26 protein-coding genes are annotated in these 14,183 nt (G+C 60.4%); 12 read left to right on the forward strand and 14 right to left on the reverse strand.

The genetic code is table 11. From position 1 onward, the window contains the following. The first annotated feature begins 1 nt into the window (after position 1). The gene (locus tag ACQKOE_RS13670) at positions 2-763 is read left to right on the forward strand and encodes a siroheme synthase (protein ID WP_427513268.1); all 762 of its coding nucleotides are present in this window, start codon (positions 2-4) and stop codon (positions 761-763) included. Here ACQKOE_RS13670 and ACQKOE_RS13675 read toward each other — a convergent pair. Continuing rightward, positions 747-1,145: a PaaI family thioesterase gene (locus tag ACQKOE_RS13675; RefSeq protein ID WP_427513269.1), complete on the reverse strand. Its 399-nt coding sequence runs from the start codon at positions 1,143-1,145 to the stop codon at positions 747-749. The genes ACQKOE_RS13670 and ACQKOE_RS13675 overlap by 17 nt on opposite strands. Beyond that, on the reverse strand, positions 1,142-1,609 hold the full coding sequence (locus ACQKOE_RS13680) for a PaaI family thioesterase (protein ID WP_427513270.1): 468 nt from the start codon (positions 1,607-1,609) through the stop codon (positions 1,142-1,144). The genes ACQKOE_RS13675 and ACQKOE_RS13680 overlap by 4 nt, the downstream gene beginning before the upstream one ends. A gap of 153 nt (positions 1,610-1,762) precedes the next feature. Here ACQKOE_RS13680 and ACQKOE_RS13685 point away from each other — a divergent pair, with 153 nt between their 5' ends. From ACQKOE_RS13685 to ACQKOE_RS13735, 11 genes are all read left to right on the forward strand, one after another. Beyond that, positions 1,763-1,978 (forward strand): hypothetical protein, encoded by a 216-nt coding sequence (locus ACQKOE_RS13685; RefSeq protein ID WP_427513271.1) that lies wholly within the window; start codon positions 1,763-1,765, stop codon positions 1,976-1,978. Between the two features lie 223 nt (positions 1,979-2,201). After that, positions 2,202-2,429 (forward strand): hypothetical protein, encoded by a 228-nt coding sequence (locus ACQKOE_RS13690; protein ID WP_427513272.1) that lies wholly within the window; start codon positions 2,202-2,204, stop codon positions 2,427-2,429. Further along, positions 2,422-2,679, forward strand: a complete 258-nt coding sequence (locus ACQKOE_RS13695) for a hypothetical protein (protein ID WP_427513273.1) — start codon at positions 2,422-2,424, stop codon at positions 2,677-2,679. The genes ACQKOE_RS13690 and ACQKOE_RS13695 overlap by 8 nt, the downstream gene beginning before the upstream one ends. Next, complete coding sequence (locus tag ACQKOE_RS13700; protein WP_427513274.1) at positions 2,669-2,806, forward strand: hypothetical protein; 138 nt, start codon at positions 2,669-2,671, stop codon at positions 2,804-2,806. Before ACQKOE_RS13695 ends, ACQKOE_RS13700 begins: the two co-directional genes overlap by 11 nt. Further along, positions 2,803-3,252, forward strand: a complete 450-nt coding sequence (locus ACQKOE_RS13705; RefSeq protein WP_427513275.1) for a hypothetical protein — start codon at positions 2,803-2,805, stop codon at positions 3,250-3,252. The genes ACQKOE_RS13700 and ACQKOE_RS13705 overlap by 4 nt, the downstream gene beginning before the upstream one ends. Next, on the forward strand, positions 3,249-3,548 hold the full coding sequence (locus ACQKOE_RS13710) for a hypothetical protein (RefSeq protein WP_427513276.1): 300 nt from the start codon (positions 3,249-3,251) through the stop codon (positions 3,546-3,548). The genes ACQKOE_RS13705 and ACQKOE_RS13710 overlap by 4 nt, the downstream gene beginning before the upstream one ends. An 88-nt stretch (positions 3,549-3,636) precedes the next feature. Beyond that, complete coding sequence (locus ACQKOE_RS13715) at positions 3,637-4,023, forward strand: Lar family restriction alleviation protein (protein ID WP_427513277.1); 387 nt, start codon at positions 3,637-3,639, stop codon at positions 4,021-4,023. After that, positions 3,995-4,336 carry a hypothetical protein gene (locus ACQKOE_RS13720; RefSeq protein ID WP_427513278.1) on the forward strand — a complete coding sequence of 114 codons (342 nt, stop codon included), beginning with the start codon at positions 3,995-3,997 and terminating at the stop codon, positions 4,334-4,336. The genes ACQKOE_RS13715 and ACQKOE_RS13720 overlap by 29 nt, the downstream gene beginning before the upstream one ends. Further along, entirely contained in the window at positions 4,323-4,631 is a 309-nt protein-coding gene (locus ACQKOE_RS13725; RefSeq protein WP_427513279.1) for a hypothetical protein, read from the forward strand. The genes ACQKOE_RS13720 and ACQKOE_RS13725 overlap by 14 nt, the downstream gene beginning before the upstream one ends. Further along, positions 4,621-4,854, forward strand: coding sequence for a hypothetical protein (locus ACQKOE_RS13730; protein WP_427513280.1), 234 nt, complete (start codon positions 4,621-4,623; stop codon positions 4,852-4,854). The genes ACQKOE_RS13725 and ACQKOE_RS13730 overlap by 11 nt, the downstream gene beginning before the upstream one ends. Then, complete coding sequence (locus tag ACQKOE_RS13735; RefSeq protein WP_427513281.1) at positions 4,851-5,087, forward strand: hypothetical protein; 237 nt, start codon at positions 4,851-4,853, stop codon at positions 5,085-5,087. The genes ACQKOE_RS13730 and ACQKOE_RS13735 overlap by 4 nt, the downstream gene beginning before the upstream one ends. Before the next feature lie 52 nt (positions 5,088-5,139). Here the strand turns inward: ACQKOE_RS13735 and ACQKOE_RS13740 are convergent, their stop codons facing one another. The 12 genes from ACQKOE_RS13740 to ACQKOE_RS13795 all read right to left on the reverse strand — a co-directional run bounded on the left by ACQKOE_RS13740 (position 5,140) and on the right by ACQKOE_RS13795 (position 14,141). Further along, on the reverse strand, positions 5,140-5,670 hold the full coding sequence (locus ACQKOE_RS13740; protein ID WP_427513282.1) for a hypothetical protein: 531 nt from the start codon (positions 5,668-5,670) through the stop codon (positions 5,140-5,142). Beyond that, positions 5,667-5,903, reverse strand: a complete 237-nt coding sequence (locus tag ACQKOE_RS13745) for a hypothetical protein (protein ID WP_427513283.1) — start codon at positions 5,901-5,903, stop codon at positions 5,667-5,669. Before ACQKOE_RS13745 ends, ACQKOE_RS13740 begins: the two co-directional genes overlap by 4 nt. Continuing rightward, the gene (locus ACQKOE_RS13750; protein WP_427513284.1) at positions 5,893-6,465 is read right to left on the reverse strand and encodes a lysozyme; all 573 of its coding nucleotides are present in this window, start codon (positions 6,463-6,465) and stop codon (positions 5,893-5,895) included. Before ACQKOE_RS13750 ends, ACQKOE_RS13745 begins: the two co-directional genes overlap by 11 nt. Continuing rightward, a complete protein-coding gene (locus tag ACQKOE_RS13755) occupies positions 6,465-6,620 on the reverse strand; it encodes a hypothetical protein (protein ID WP_427513285.1) in 156 nt (51 codons plus the stop codon). Before ACQKOE_RS13755 ends, ACQKOE_RS13750 begins: the two co-directional genes overlap by 1 nt. Further along, positions 6,617-7,777: a hypothetical protein gene (locus ACQKOE_RS13760; RefSeq protein WP_427513286.1), complete on the reverse strand. Its 1,161-nt coding sequence runs from the start codon at positions 7,775-7,777 to the stop codon at positions 6,617-6,619. Before ACQKOE_RS13760 ends, ACQKOE_RS13755 begins: the two co-directional genes overlap by 4 nt. Positions 7,778-7,781: 4 nt before the next feature. Continuing rightward, a complete protein-coding gene (locus tag ACQKOE_RS13765) occupies positions 7,782-7,979 on the reverse strand; it encodes a hypothetical protein (RefSeq protein ID WP_427513287.1) in 198 nt (65 codons plus the stop codon). Between the two features lie 4 nt (positions 7,980-7,983). Further along, entirely contained in the window at positions 7,984-8,118 is a 135-nt protein-coding gene (locus ACQKOE_RS13770) for a hypothetical protein (protein WP_427513288.1), read from the reverse strand. Between the two features lie 13 nt (positions 8,119-8,131). Next, on the reverse strand, positions 8,132-8,638 hold the full coding sequence (locus ACQKOE_RS13775; RefSeq protein ID WP_427513289.1) for a hypothetical protein: 507 nt from the start codon (positions 8,636-8,638) through the stop codon (positions 8,132-8,134). Between the two features lie 86 nt (positions 8,639-8,724). Further along, on the reverse strand, positions 8,725-9,861 hold the full coding sequence (locus ACQKOE_RS13780; protein ID WP_427513290.1) for a hypothetical protein: 1,137 nt from the start codon (positions 9,859-9,861) through the stop codon (positions 8,725-8,727). After that, a complete protein-coding gene (locus ACQKOE_RS13785) occupies positions 9,858-10,757 on the reverse strand; it encodes a hypothetical protein (protein WP_427513291.1) in 900 nt (299 codons plus the stop codon). The genes ACQKOE_RS13780 and ACQKOE_RS13785 overlap by 4 nt, the downstream gene beginning before the upstream one ends. Continuing rightward, positions 10,754-13,810, reverse strand: a complete 3,057-nt coding sequence (locus ACQKOE_RS13790) for a hypothetical protein (protein WP_427513292.1) — start codon at positions 13,808-13,810, stop codon at positions 10,754-10,756. The genes ACQKOE_RS13785 and ACQKOE_RS13790 overlap by 4 nt, the downstream gene beginning before the upstream one ends. Positions 13,811-13,823: 13 nt before the next feature. After that, a complete protein-coding gene (locus tag ACQKOE_RS13795) occupies positions 13,824-14,141 on the reverse strand; it encodes a phage tail assembly chaperone (protein WP_427513293.1) in 318 nt (105 codons plus the stop codon). Positions 14,142-14,183: the final 42 nt, after the last annotated feature.

Here is a 14,183-nt window from a genome sequence, read left to right on the forward strand (position 1 = left end):
GATGCATTCGCTGCCGCTTCTCCATCGCCTGACCGGGACCGCTGTGATCCTGCTGGGCGAAGGAGACGCGGGCGATGCCAAGCGGCGGCTGCTGGATCGCGCCGGGGCGAAGATTGTCGGCGAGGACGATGCTGCCGCGCGGCTCGCCTTCATTGCACTGGACGAGCCGGAAGAGGCGGCGGCGCGGCTGAAAGCGCGCGGGTTGCTGCTCAACGTCACCGACCGGCCCGAACTGTGCGACTTTACCGTGCCGAGCATTCTGGAGCGCGGTCCGGTGCTGATCGCGGTCGGGACCGGCGGCGCTTCTGCTGGCCTGGCCAAGGCGCTGCGGCTGCGGCTGGAGGCTTTGCTGCCCGCCTCGCTGGGAGCCTTGGCGGAGGGGCTTCAGTCAGCGCGGACCGCGATGCGCCAGCGCTTTCCCCAAGGCGCGGATCGGCGCCGGGCGCTGGACCTTGCCCTGGCAGAAGGCGGCGCGCTCGATCCGCTGCGGGCCGAGAGTGCGGGGCGGCTGTCTGCCTGGCTGGAAGGCGCTGCGGCGGGGCAGGAAGGCTTGTTCGAATTTACCGTCCACGGCGACGATCCGGACGACCTGACCCTGCGCCAGGCGCGCTGGCTGGGCGCGGCCGATCTGGTCGCCTATGAAGCGGGCGTTGCTTCCGCAATCCTCTCCCGCGCGCGGGCCGATGCGAGCCGTCTGGAACTGGCGCGTGGGGCTCCGGCTCCGCTCGCGACTGGGCTGACCGTGGTTATTCGGCGGGGCTGAGCAGGATCTTCATCTGGGCCAGCGCAATCGGCTTGGCCCGGTCATCCTGCCAGCATTCGGCATTGACCAGCGCGACGCGGCGTCCGGCGCGGGTCACGCTGCCCATCGCGAAGGTGCGTTGTTCGGTGCCGCCGCGCATGAATTCCACCGCCACGTTGACCGGCTTCAGCTTCATCGTCTCGCCGCGCCGCTCCATTTCGGCGCGCAGCGCTGCCATGCAGGCCATTTCCATCAGCCCGCTCATCGCGCCGCCGTGGAGGAAGCCGGGGCGTCCGGCGACGCGGTCAGAATAGTCGAAGTAGAGGACCGGGTTGCCGTCCTCGTCATGGTCGATGTCGATGCCCAGGGCGTCGGCGTAGGGGGGAAGGCCGTTTCCGATCACAGGTAGGTTCCGTGCGTTGCCATGAAGGTGCCGGTGACGTGGGCGATCGGGTCGTCCTGGTCGCCATCGTAGGCGATGCCGCGAATGAAGCTGATCGTGCGGGTCAGCTTGTAGCATTCGCCGCGCCCGATCACGGTGCGCCCCGGCACGGCGGCGCGCATGTAATCGACCCGCAGGTCCAGCGTGGCATGGGGGACGAACCGCTTGCTCAGCGTCCAGACCGCCATCGAGGTGGCATTGTCCATCAGGCTGATGATCGGGCCAGAGGCCAGCACGCCGGTTTCGGCCACGCCGACCAGCTCCTCGCGCCAGGGCAGGCTGAGTTCGACCCAGTCCGGGCCATGCGCGTGATAGGCGATTCCCAGCCAGCCGCCATGGCCGTGGCGCGTCGTCAGCTTGGAAGCGCGGGCCGGATCGAAGACAAAGTCCGGCGGCAGATCGTGCAGGTTTTTCGGCTTGTCCATGGCGGTTTCTCTGCTGCTGCCGGGGGGCGATTACAATCTTAAAATTCAGAGCGCCTGTTTTCAATCACTTAGCCCATATCAGCGGGAAACATGAATCGAAAGATCGCAATGGTTTGCCGTTTGCCGGGAAACACACCCCAGGAGGCCCGAACAATGACTGAAACCGCAATCCGCGAACTGAATGCAATTCGCCTGCCTGTGAACAACGAACTTGGCGACCAGATCGTAACGGCATGGCTCAAGCAACATCTTGAGTGGGCGCAGGACAGCTTCGACAAGGCGACCACCCGCGAGGACAAGGACGATGCGGAACTGGACCTGATCGCCATGCGCCGGGTGCTGAAATACGCCGGGGGCGGTGATGACTAAGCGTAAGCCATACCCCGCATGGATATGCTCCGACTGCGGCGACAAGTGGGGTCGCAGGGAATGCCACTTCGCAACGTGGCACACCGACCCTTGCGACATATGCGGCAAGACAACGTGGGTCACGGAGCCACGCGACTACGGCCACCTCAAGGAAGGATGGGAGAAGGCATGACTGATCCTAGCAAATTGGGAGCGGCGCTCCTGATATTTGGGAGTGAAGGCGATGACTGACATTCGCATCGAATGGCTAACTGCCAGCACAGACTGCGACCAAGCCGGTTGCAGCGGCGGCTACTCCGAAGGCGCGCGGGTCTGGTTCGACGGTGAACTGGCGCTCGACCTTCCGCCAGAACCATCCTGCTACGGCTCGACATTCTACGATCAAGAGCAAGTGTTCGGCCTGATCCTAGCCAAGCTGGGACATAACCTTGTGGAGACTAGCTATGACTGACGAAGCAAAGGCGCTGGTGGAGCAGCTTCGGCGGTGGGAAGTGACAAGTCAATTGTTCGGCAAAGCCGCCGACCTAATCGAAACCCAAGCCCGCGAGATCGAGCGGTTGCATGGGGCGTTGAAGCAGATCGCCGCTCCCTGCATCGTCCGTGTCGGCACCGACAAGCAGAATTATCAGCGGTGGCGTGACCTTGCCACAGAGCGAGTGGACTTCGCCCGCGCAGCACTAGGAGAGAGCAGTGACCATTGAAATACCCGCTTGGCTGCTCTGGACGCTTGGCCTGTTGGTCGGCGTTCCGGCACTTGTCGCGCTGATCGCTCTGGCATGGTTCGGCTACGTGGCATTGACTGCGGTAGGTAAGGGGATTTGGAGATGACCAGTGAACTACGCCCTGCGGTGGAAGTGGCGACCGAGATTTGCGGATGTGCTTACGCCGATCAACGCAAGCGCGACATTGCCGTGATCGAAGCCGACCGTGAAGCAGTCCGCGCCCCGTTGCTGGCCGAAATTGAGCGGCTGACAATTCAACTTGAGGTGGAAAGCGAACCCTCGCCATATTGCCCAATTTGTGGATCGTGCGGGGAAGATGGCTGCTGCGGACCACAACGCTGCCTGTATCCCACTGCCGAGCAAGCAGCCGAACTCGCCAAGTTCAAGGCGCTGGCCGAGACGCTGGCGGGGGCTTTGGAAGAGATACAAAATCTTCACTACGGCACCGAGGCGTATAGCCGGGTGGTCGCTCGCATAGCCCTGCGCCAAGTTCGCAACCGCTTCGGCCCTTCGTGGCTGGCTGATCAGCACACTTCGGAGTTCCAATCATGACCACCATCAAAGACACCCACCTGTTCACCGCTGCTTGCCTCTGGGAGGCGGCGCTGGATGCCCTCAACGTGGCCCGCCCGGTTGCCAAGGGCGGCTTCGAGGATCGCCTTCGCCAGTACCAAGGGAACTACGGGACCGCCCAGCTACGCGACGATGTGGCCCGCTTGGCTGTCGCTTGCGATGACGCATGGGATGCCCTCGATCCTGATGAGCAGGACGATGCTGGCTCCTTCGACTGGGAATTCTGCCCCAGCTGGCTCGAAGAGAACTTCTTCAAGATGACCGGAGTGTACTGACATGACCCAGTACAACCCAGAGGCAGTCCAGCAGCAGATCGAGCGGGACCGCCGCCGCAAACCTAGCAGATGCAAAGGAACCCACCCCATGACCAACGAAGCGATAGAGGCCGCTGCTTTGCTGCCTTGTCCGTTTTGTGGAGGCGATGCAACGCCTGACTACAGCAATATTGAGGGTGAAGCTGCATACCACTTTCATTGCCAGAATGGCGACTGCCCTGCATGGCCTAATGTTCAAGGCTATACCGAAGCCGAAGCCATCGCCGCATGGAACACCCGCGCCGCAGCCCCGGCGCTCATGGCGGAAGGCGCGAGGTTGGAGCGTGAGCGGATCGTGGATTGGCTGAAAAGCTGTCCGCATCCAGTCGCAATCACCATACGCGCCGCCATCGAAGCAGGCGAACACCTCCCCGCAACCATCGTGAAGGAACACAGGAGCGCAGACGATGCAGGGCATTTGCCGCGAGCGGATTGAATACGGCGACTATGTTCTCTGCCGTAACGGTGAAGTGGTGAAAGCCTCGCCGGACGTTGCGAACGGAATCGCGCCACCCGTCCCAAAGTGGAAGCACCGGACGACACATTACTCGGAAGGCGACCTAATGCGACCGAAGCCGATTGAGGGATTGGGCCTGCGCAACCTACACGCCATCGCTTCTGGACCAATCATGGACGCCTGCCGCATCTATCTGCCTGCGGGCAGGCTTTCCGAAGCTGAGTATCAAGAGCGCCTGAAACTTGATTTCGCGCGGGCTGGCATAGGGAGCGCAGACGATGACCGTGACTGACGAGGATCGTAAGGCGGCAATCCGCTTTCTTGAAAGTGCCTGTCGTAACTGGCGCAACCTTGGGCCGCTTAGCAATGATGACATTGCGGACGTTGCCGGTGCTTTGGCTCGATACACCAAGCCTATGGAGCAAGCCGCCTACGCCGCAGGGCTGGAACGTGCGGCGGTGATTGCGGAAAAGATGCGAGATCGGTGCGACCCAAAAATGAGCCAGCCAGAGGCCATTAGGTATGACGAAGCAAACGTCATCGCCACCGCAATCCGCGCAGAGAAGGAGAAGACTAATGACCTGTAACTGCATCGCAGACTTCAACGAAAAGCTGGGGCCTGAACAAGAGTTAGATGTTTCCCTCGCGTATAGCCGCATCACAAACACGATGACGCTTCAAACCTACACCGGGTTGCTCCGCAAAAGCACGGGAAAGCTAGAAACACGCTCAAAGTTCCCGCGCTTGGCCGCGCACACTTTCTGCCCGTTCTGTGGAACGGCGTATGAAGGAGAGAAGGATAAGACATGACCGAGGATAAGGCGCTGGTGAAGCGGCTGCGGGCTTGGGAGCCACTGGTGTCCACAGGCTATGAAGTTCCCGCCGCTGGTCAAGCTATATACGAAGCCAGCGACCGCATCGAAGCCCTGACTGCCGAGAACGAGCGGCTGCGGGAGGCGTTGAAGGGCGTTCTTGATCTGCAATTCGGTGCAGAGGGTTACGCTAAAGTCATCGCCCGCGCCGCACTGGAGGGGAAGCAATGACCGACCTGTTCGCAATGGCCGTGTGCCTGCTCTACATGGCGATTGGCTATATCTACGGCAGGGGTTGAGCCAGCCCTTCCTTGATAAGCCTATCCCCCCACTCATTCACCGCCTTGAGCCGCAGCGTATTGGCGTTCAAGGTTTCGAAGTCTGACCTTGATACCACGATGGCATCGGCACCGGGTCCGTTACGGCTTTCGGCAACTGCACCTTCGGTGGCGGAACCGGCTTGTCGGGCGATACCTTCACAGACCGAGCGCACCCGGTTGCGGTCAGCATAAGCATTGGCAAGGCGCAGAGCGTCATTAAGCGCGAGAGAGTATTCACGGTCGGTCCTTTCCGCTTCGGCCTTGTATGCGGCCTCTGTGGCTTGATTTAGGGCAATCTGCGCAGCCTTCGCCGCCTTTGACGCGGTTTCCATGTTAGAAATTATGGCCTGTTTTTCTAACAGATCGGCCTTTGCAGAATTGAGCCTATAGGTTTGAATAGCAACGGCAATCAGCAGCGGCAGAGCAAGCATGAGCCAGCGCCATTTTTTGACTAGGGCAATGGCCGCGTCTAGCCCGATGAATAGCGCGCTCATTCTGCGACCCCTTTGACCTTACCCCACTCTCGCACCGCAAAAGCCGCCGTTGCCGCTGTCACGTAAGCCGCCGCTTCCGCCATATTCGGCACCTCCCAGTTAACCAGCGGGATCACGACAAGGTTGACGATAGCGCCGCCCGCAATGCCGATGCACGTGATGGGCCTCCACCACTTCCTAACTGCGCACAATAGCACTTCCTGCCAGCGCAGGATCGTCGCCTTAACGCCCATAGAGTTCAGCCTCCGCAGCACGGCGGCGCGTAAGGCCAGCCAGAACCTTGCCAGCCGCTTTGTTCCAACGCCCGTATTCCGCCTGCGCCCCGGCATAATCCCCGGCGCGGTGCTTGCGCAGCAACGTGGAACGCGCGATTGCCCCGGTGTTGTAGTGGAACGAAACCATCGCATCGAACTGGTTTTGCGTGGTCGGAGCGCCTGCAACCGCTTGTGCCACCTCGCGTTCAAACCGCGCTAAATCGCGCACTAGCTGGGCATCGCATTGCGCCTGCGTCCAGACTGTGCCGGGAACGATTGGCTTGCCTTCTGCATCGGTGGTGCTGCCCCATCCGATAGTCCAAGGCTTGCCGCCTGTGCCGGGGTCGGGATAGGCTTGGAACCGGCCCTGCCCGATTGGCTTGTGACAGCCTTCGAATTGCTTGATGAGCGCAACGCCCGCCGCGCCGGTTTTGGTCGGCGCTTTGACCGGATCAGGCGATTCCGGCACGATCCGCGCTTGCTGGGCCGGTTCGCACTTGGTTTCCGGTTTGCCGCCGAATAGCTTTTTAAGCAGCCCCATTACGTCCTCCGTTGCATCATTACGCCGATCAATTCGACCTCGCGGCCCAAGTCCTCCGGCGCGACCCCGGCAAGCAGCGCGTTGACGATCCGTTCGAGCAGTTCCGCGTTGGCCTGCGCGTGGTCGGTGATCGTTTGCATTTCGTCGGCGGTCATGCTGCTGCCTCCTTTCGCGCTTGATCGAGCATCGACAGGCCGCAGCGAATGCGACTGATCTCGCCATGATCGCGGTGGTAGATGATCGCTTTCATATCGCGGCCCGAGCGATAGCCCTGATGCCGGTGCCAAGCGTCGTTAGCGGCCAGCGTACGGTGCGTTTCGACCGTGCAGCCGGGGTGATCCTTTAGCTGGTCGTGGTGGAAGTGGCCGCAATGCCAAACGCGCCAGGTTGCCGCTGCCCAATCCTCCGGCGCGTCCGCTGCCATGATAAGCGGGAGATCGGCCAGCTTTGCCCCGTCGCCATGCGTCGAGGCAATCAGGGTCTTGCCGAAGCGGTAATAGTAGAAGCTGGCCGGGGTCATTTCGACAAGGACGCGCGGCTCGTTCGAGAACATGGCATCGAGCGCGAGGGACAGCATAAAGGCTTGGTGCGGGTCGTGGTTGCCCCGGTTATTGCGCACGATCACGCGGCCATGCTTTTCGAGCAGGCGGCGAATGCACCGCACCATTGCCCGCAGGCCCACTTGAGCGATCAGTTGAAACCGCCCGTCAACGTCTAGGCTGTTGCCCGATTGCGGGGTGCGGTTGCTGCTGTTGTCCGCATGGTAGAAGTCCCCAAGATTGAGCAGCATAGCCGTCTCACTTGAGGGAGTGAGTGAACAAAGCCGGTCAACTGCCGCGAATGTCAGTTCTTCGGCAATCTTGAGGTCGAAATCCTCGCCGACTTCCTTCGCCCATGTCAGCAAGCCGAAGTGCGGATCGCCCATGGGGATCAGCGTCAACAGGTCCGCGTCGTAAACGGCGGGCGGCGTGGTCGGGATCAGCGCGCCTTTAATGTCCTCGATTGCGTCGGCCATCGCCCCGCGCACGATTTCGAGCGCATCCTCGTTTCCGGGGCTTTGCCGTTCCCATGTCCGCTCAACTTCGCCGGTCGGGCCGCGCTGGACCGTAACCTTGCCCATGCGATAGCCGGGAGCCGTGCCGCTCTCGAAATGGCCTGGCGCGACACCGCGCCGCGCAGCCTCGCGCAAACGGTGTTGAATGGTCGAGCGCGACATTCCGAGCAGCTTTGCCGCCCCTAGTTCCGATCCCGCCTCGCGCTTGGCCTCAACGGCCTGGCGGAGAACGTCGTCGCTTAGTGGCGGCGAGGCCATAGGTTTACCCCTTGCGTCTCGAAAGCCACCCCTGGACGGTCGCGCTTTCGTAAATGCGGATTGCCGTCCAGAGGATCGTAAGCAGCGCTGCAACGTGAGGTAGCATTTCGGCCAGCGTCCCTAACAAGGTGGTGACAGAAAGAGCGTCGGCCAAATGCTTCGCGCCGTTCGGGATTTCGTCCCAAAGTTGCTTGATGGTCATTGCGCTAGACTTGATCGTTATTGTCGCGCTCGATCCGAATACCGGGCCCGCCGCCCTGGCCTTCGGAGTTCTTGCGGATTGAACGAACGACGAAATAGACGAGAACCGCGAGGGCGATCAGGGTAACAAAGAATTCCATTGCACTTCCTCCTTTACGTGTAAGCAAAGATCACGCGGCCAGACCCGCCAGCCGTGCCGCCAAGCCCTCCCGAACCGGGCGAAACGTCGCCGCTACCGCCCGCCGCTGGTGATTGGCCGCTGAAACTGCCGGAGCCTGTCGCACTGTTTGTGCCGCCCTCGGCCAGCACGCCGCTGCCGCCTGTGATATTGAGAACGCCGCCCGACGCTGTACCGCCAGCGCCGACCGTTGAGGTGGCCGACGCCCCGCCCCCCCCGTTCGCGGTCATGGAAACCGAGCCGCCCGAAACGGTGCCAGAGACGCTAGAGTTGCCGCCCGTTCCACCAGCCGAAGGGCTTGTAGTCGCCGGAGCAGCGCCAGCAGCGCCGACCGAATAGGTAAAGGTGTTCCCGCCTACGACCGCGATGGTGCGTTCGGAATAACCCCCGGCACCGCCACCGCGCGGCGTGCTGTTCTGCGTGTTACCGCCGCCGCCGCCGCCCCAAACCTTGATCGTGACTTGGCTGGCCCCGCTTGGCACGGTTTCAGTCGCGGAGGTTCCGCTATTGTAGGTTCGCGTTAGCGGCGCAAACCCCCCTGCGGTTAGAATGGCAAGGACGCCGCCCATTAGGTCAACCCCGACCCGGCGATCCACCAGCGGGTTGCCGTTTTCTTCGACAGGGTAGCGCTACCGCCAGCCGCAAGCGTTCGCGTCCCGGTTGCTAAGGTTGGCGACCATGCAAGGGTGTCGGTCGTGATAGCAATCGACCAGTTTTGATTGCTGTCGTTCGTAATGACAATGACCGTGCCGATCGGGAACGCGACGGAACCGTTCGCGGGGATCGTGACAGTCTGCGCAGCGGTGGTGCCGGAAATATAGATTTCCTTGGCGATATCAGACAGCGCCAGAGTGCGCGATGCGGTGATCGCCACTTGCGGCAAGCCGATATAGCCGGGGTTGGCGGCTGCAGGTGCGGCAGGCGGCGTAACGGTTCCGCCATTGATTACCGGCGCAGTCAGCGTCTTGTTAGCCAGCGTGTCGGTCGTATTGCGCCCGACCAGCGTATCGTTTGCATTCGGTATCGTGATCGTTGCAGTGCCGGCGGCGGCGTCCAGCGTGTTGCCATTGATCTTGAAAACGTTACCGCCCGCCGTGTCGAGCGTCTTATTGGTAAAGGTCTGCGATCCGTCCAGCGTGGCGACTGTGCGCTGTGCCGTGCCATCGCCAAAGGTAAGCGCGCCCGACGAATAGCCAATGCGGCCCGAAACCGTGCCGGATGCCGTTCCAGAAATAACCGGCGTGGTTAGCGTTTTATTGGTCAACGTTTCCGAGCCGGTCAGCGAAACACCGCCGCCAGATACGGCCAGCGAAATTGTCCAAGCCGCCAGCGTGCCGGTCCCGCCGATCGCGGAAACGCTGACGGTCAGCGCGCCGGTTGAATTGTTATGCGCCGTGACCTGGCCATCCATATAGTTCGCCGGGGTCGCGGTCGAGGCGATGCGGACGGATTGGCCGATCTGGAAATTCTTGCCCGTCTCGATCGTAAGCGATTTCGAGCCGGTGCCGATTGCCAACGAAGTCGTCGAGGTGGCCGAATAGTCGGTGCCGGTAATCGTTCCCGGCAGCGCGGCACGGTATGCGTTGAGTTCCTGCTGGAACGTTGGCAGCGCGAACAGGAAGGCATCGGCATTCGCGTTGAACGTTGCCGGAGTGTCATTACGCGACGGCGGGGTCGGCAATGCAGTGATTACGGGAAGCGTCATGTCAGACCCTCGATTTCAATGGTGAGGAAACTTTTTGTCGGATAGGAAATTTCGACAGCCCAATCGCGCGCCCAACCATAGGTCCAGGTCATCGCGTAATCGTCCGAACCGAGCCAAACGACAGGCGTGGCGCGAACTTCTGCAAGCAGGTTAAAAAGCGCATCGACAACGTTGTTTTCGCAAACGATCCGGTAGGTGTTCCGCTTGGCGAATGCGCGTTCGACCAGCGTATAATTGCCGAAATCGTCGGTTTCCTTGCGGCTGTAATCTTGAATGCCGCCCTTCGCGCCGTATGTCGTATCGCCAAGGTCGCGGGTCTGGCCGAGAACAAACGTGCCGCAAGATGTCGCGCCGCTGTCGTTGCTGATCTGCACCGTGACGTTCGGGTTTCCGTAAAGCGGGAGGTCAGTCAGGACCAGTTCGCTATCGAAAACGATTTCCTCGGTAAAATAGGCGTACCAGCTAGTAACGCCGCTATCCGACCGCAGGCTATAGGTCTTGTCATAGACTGTGCCATAAGCACCGGCAGTCATGATAACGCGCACAGAGGTTGCAGTCAGGCCGAACAGCGCCAGGCCATCGACGCGTGAATTGACGCTTACGGTCGTATTGATGCCGCCAGCATTGACCGTCGCTGTGCCATTCTTTGTATCGAACATGGCCCAGCGATTGACCGGGCCAAGATCGAGCCACTTAGATGCATCGTCGAGCGCATTGCCAACGTTGCTTGCAGCTAAACTTTCATATCTGCGATAGGTAGGCGCGACGCCAGCCGTAGACATGACGGTATCGCCAACACCATAGGACGCGCTTGCGCTGTATTCCGGCGCATCGTCTAGCGCGACATTGCTGGTCAGGTTGCCAGGCGTGATTGTGAATGGGCGAAGGAGTTTCATTGCGCGACCACCTGCACCTGGATCGGCTCTGCCGGGTTGGTAATGACGGGCAAGCCATTGACCTCAAACCGCTGCCACATTCGCGCGACAGTCCCGGTATTCTCGACGATCTGCGTTTGCAGGGTCGCCAGTTCTTCCTTGAGGCTTGCAAGAATGTTCGCGCTATTGTTGATCGCGTCGATCTGCGCCTGCGCGTAATCAACCTGCGTTTCAGCGGCGAAGATTCCCTTATCGACCGATGCCAGCACGGTCCCAAGCGCGCGGCGGTATTCGAGATCAGAACCGGCATTAAGGCGCACGGTGTCCATATAGTTCGACGCAGCGCCGCGCAGTTGACCGAGCGCGGTTGCATCGCCGTTTGCTGCTGCCTGCGCGATGGTGCGGAACTGCGAGGCGATATAGCCGAACGATTGTTCACCCTGCCCGCCGAGCAGTTCCTTGCGAAATGCCTTCAAGTCCTCGGCCAGCGGTTCGAACGTAGCGATTACCTTTTGCGCGTCCTCTAGCTGGTAGATCATGGTTTGCAGCGGTTGCAGCGTTCCCTTGAGGCCAGCCAGTTCGAGCAGGCGCGATGCGGCCAGCGCGTCCTCTTCCTTGCCGAGCAGTTCAAGGATGCGGATTTGCATTTCGATGGGATCGCGGACCTTATCGACCAGTGCGGCCTTTGCATCGTCCTGCGCTTCCTTGCGCTTGATCGCCAAAAGCTGCTCAAGCTGCGCGTAATCCTCGGCGCTTGCTCCGGCTTCGGCAAAGATCGTGCGCAGATCGGCAAATTGCTTGTTCAGCTTGTCCAGCGCAGCACCGAGCGGGTCGGTGTTTGCTTTGAGTTCGTTGAATACGTTTTCGAACTTGAGCGCCTTGGCAACTGCGGCTTCAAGTTCACCGCCAGTCCTAAGCAACCGCTGCGTCCCCTCGCGCACGCCTTGGATCGCCCCGTCGGCGATTGCATTGGCGATGGCCCAGCGGATCGCGCCTTCCTGGTCCTTCTTGAAGTCGATCGTGTCTTTCTGCCAATCAGTACCGATCCGGCCTTTGACCGTGCCCGGGTTGACGTTCCAGTTGCCATTGGTGAGGCCGATCGAGACGGCATAGTTGCCGACCGATCCGCCAAGCTGCGAGGCAATGTTTTCCAGCGTTCCGGCTATACCGTTCGCCGCAGTATTGGATGCAGCCCCGTATTCGCTGCTATTTTTTGCCGAGACGATCTTGCCGTTTTGGATTGAGGCCGCGCCATATTTAGTGCCATTGAATAGCGAACCAATGGTCGAACCGATCAAAGAGCCGATAAATTTGCCGATTTCACCGCCAGCGGGTCCAGCGAAAGCATAGCCGATGGCATAACCGCCAGCGCCGCCAATTGCGCCGCCGATCTGCGATCCTTTTTTGTCTTTCCCATATAGGATTTGACCGATCGCGAGGCCCGTTCCGGCACCTTCAAGCAGTTTTATGAATGACCCATCGCGTCCGAACACTTTATCAAGCGCGTTTGAGAACGTTTCGCCAAGCGTGCGGCTTATCCGGTCGCCGTTCTTGTCGGTTCCTGTCCATGAAATCCGGCTCAACTGCGAGAGGATCATCCCGGTCGGGCCGCGCACGCCCGAATAATCGCCGGTCTTTATCGCATCATAGACCGAACCAATATCACCAAGCACTGACCCCATGCCGCCAAGGCGATCAAGTCCGTCGATGACGCCGCGCAATTCATCGCTTAGGCGCTTGTTTGCCTCGGCCTCGTCGATGGCCGCTTGCGTGCGCTCGCGCTGGTTCTTGATTAGTTCATCCTGCACCCCGCGCAGGGCTTCGGCATCATTCGAGGCCCATGTCTTTTGGGCCTCTTCCATGGTCTTGAATAGACCATTCATCGCAGCCGTAGAGAACTTTTCGTATTCCTTGGCGAACTCTTCGGCAGCGTCCTTGCCCGCCTTGCCAGCAGCTTTTTTCGTGCGTTCGCCGATGATCTCGCCAGCTTTCTTGCCGAGGCGATCCTTGGCTGCGTCGATGGTGTTCTTTTCCCAGGTCTGGATAAATTTGTCGGCGGCACCTAATGCGTCGTTAAAACCCTCTTTGAAGCCGCCCGCGAATGCCTTGCCTGCGTCCGCGCCTGATCCGGCATATGGATTGTTGAGACGAGCGAGCGAGACCTTCCCGATCGCGCCGACGTTTATGCCCGCCATTTTAGCCGCAGCCATAAGCGGATTGGCAAAACTGATTAGGGAATTAAGCGCGTCAATCGAGCGGTTGATAAGACCTTCAACCGCCGAGATCGCTAGGTTCGCAGCGCCGATTGCAGCCTCGCCGAGAACGCTAGGCAGCTTATCCCAAACAGCAGTTATCCCGCGATAAGCCCCAAAGAACGATCCATATATCGTTGCCGCAGCGAGTTTGCCGAAATTGAGAATATTCTTGAACGCTTTGCTTGCGAATTCGGCGATCGACGAAAACACTTTGTCGAGGCCGAGGCCGTCGCTGATCGTTTTCCAAAGCCCCTTGATCGCATCGCCTGCCGTGATCCCGACCGGGCCGAGTTCCTTCATCTCCTTTTGGGTCAGCCCTAGCCCCTTCACGAATTCGTCCAGCTTGGCAGTCTTTTCGATCTCGTTTGTGAATAGCGCCAGACCGCCCGCCGCAGCGCCGACAGCGGCAGTGACAGCCAAAAGGATCGGGTGCGCGCGGGCGAATGAAGTTGCGCCCGATGCCATGTTCTTCGCCAGATCACCCGCCGACATTCCGGCTTCTTTCATAATCGAGGTTATCTGCGGTCCCTGCATAGCCAGCGCCATGAGGGTCATTTTCAGCGGTGAGCCAGACTGCGCAGCCATCGCCATTTGCACGCCGAGGTCTTGGAACTGGAATGCCATGTTCCGCGCCTGGAACGCAGTCATTTTGCCGGTCTGGCCGATCGAGCGAAGGTTATCATTCGCCGCCTTGGCGCTAATCGCAATATCGCCCGACGCGGCCTTGACCGCGCGCTTTGCCTTGTCCAGATCGGCCTGCAGACGCGCAATCTCCGCGACAATCTCGATTTCCAGCCGCCCAGCTTGAACCCCTGCCATTGGCGCTATCCTTTCAATCAAGATTTTGCGTGTTGCGCGCCGCAATCATGGCCGCGAACTGCGAAGTCACGCGGTCACGAACAACCGCGACGGTTTCGGTATTGTATGGCGCGGGCCGATCCGGTGCCTTGGCTTGGTGGCGTTCCGAAACGAACGCGACCGACATGGCGCGAATGGCCCGCGCCTCCCAAGGCTCTAGATCAACCCCGACCATTGCCTGCCAAGCGGCAATTTCCTGCCAACTTAGCCCGACCTCGCCCATTCCGCCCGCTTGCGTCGGGCCGATCTCAAGCCACCATTCGACTAGATGGATTGCGAGGCAGTCAGGCATTCGCACAACCTCGCCGCGTGCCAGCATGGCTTCGCGGCGGGT

This window comes from Novosphingobium sp. NPDC080210 (genome assembly GCF_050281025.1).
Taxonomy (GTDB): Bacteria; Pseudomonadota; Alphaproteobacteria; order Sphingomonadales; family Sphingomonadaceae; genus Novosphingobium.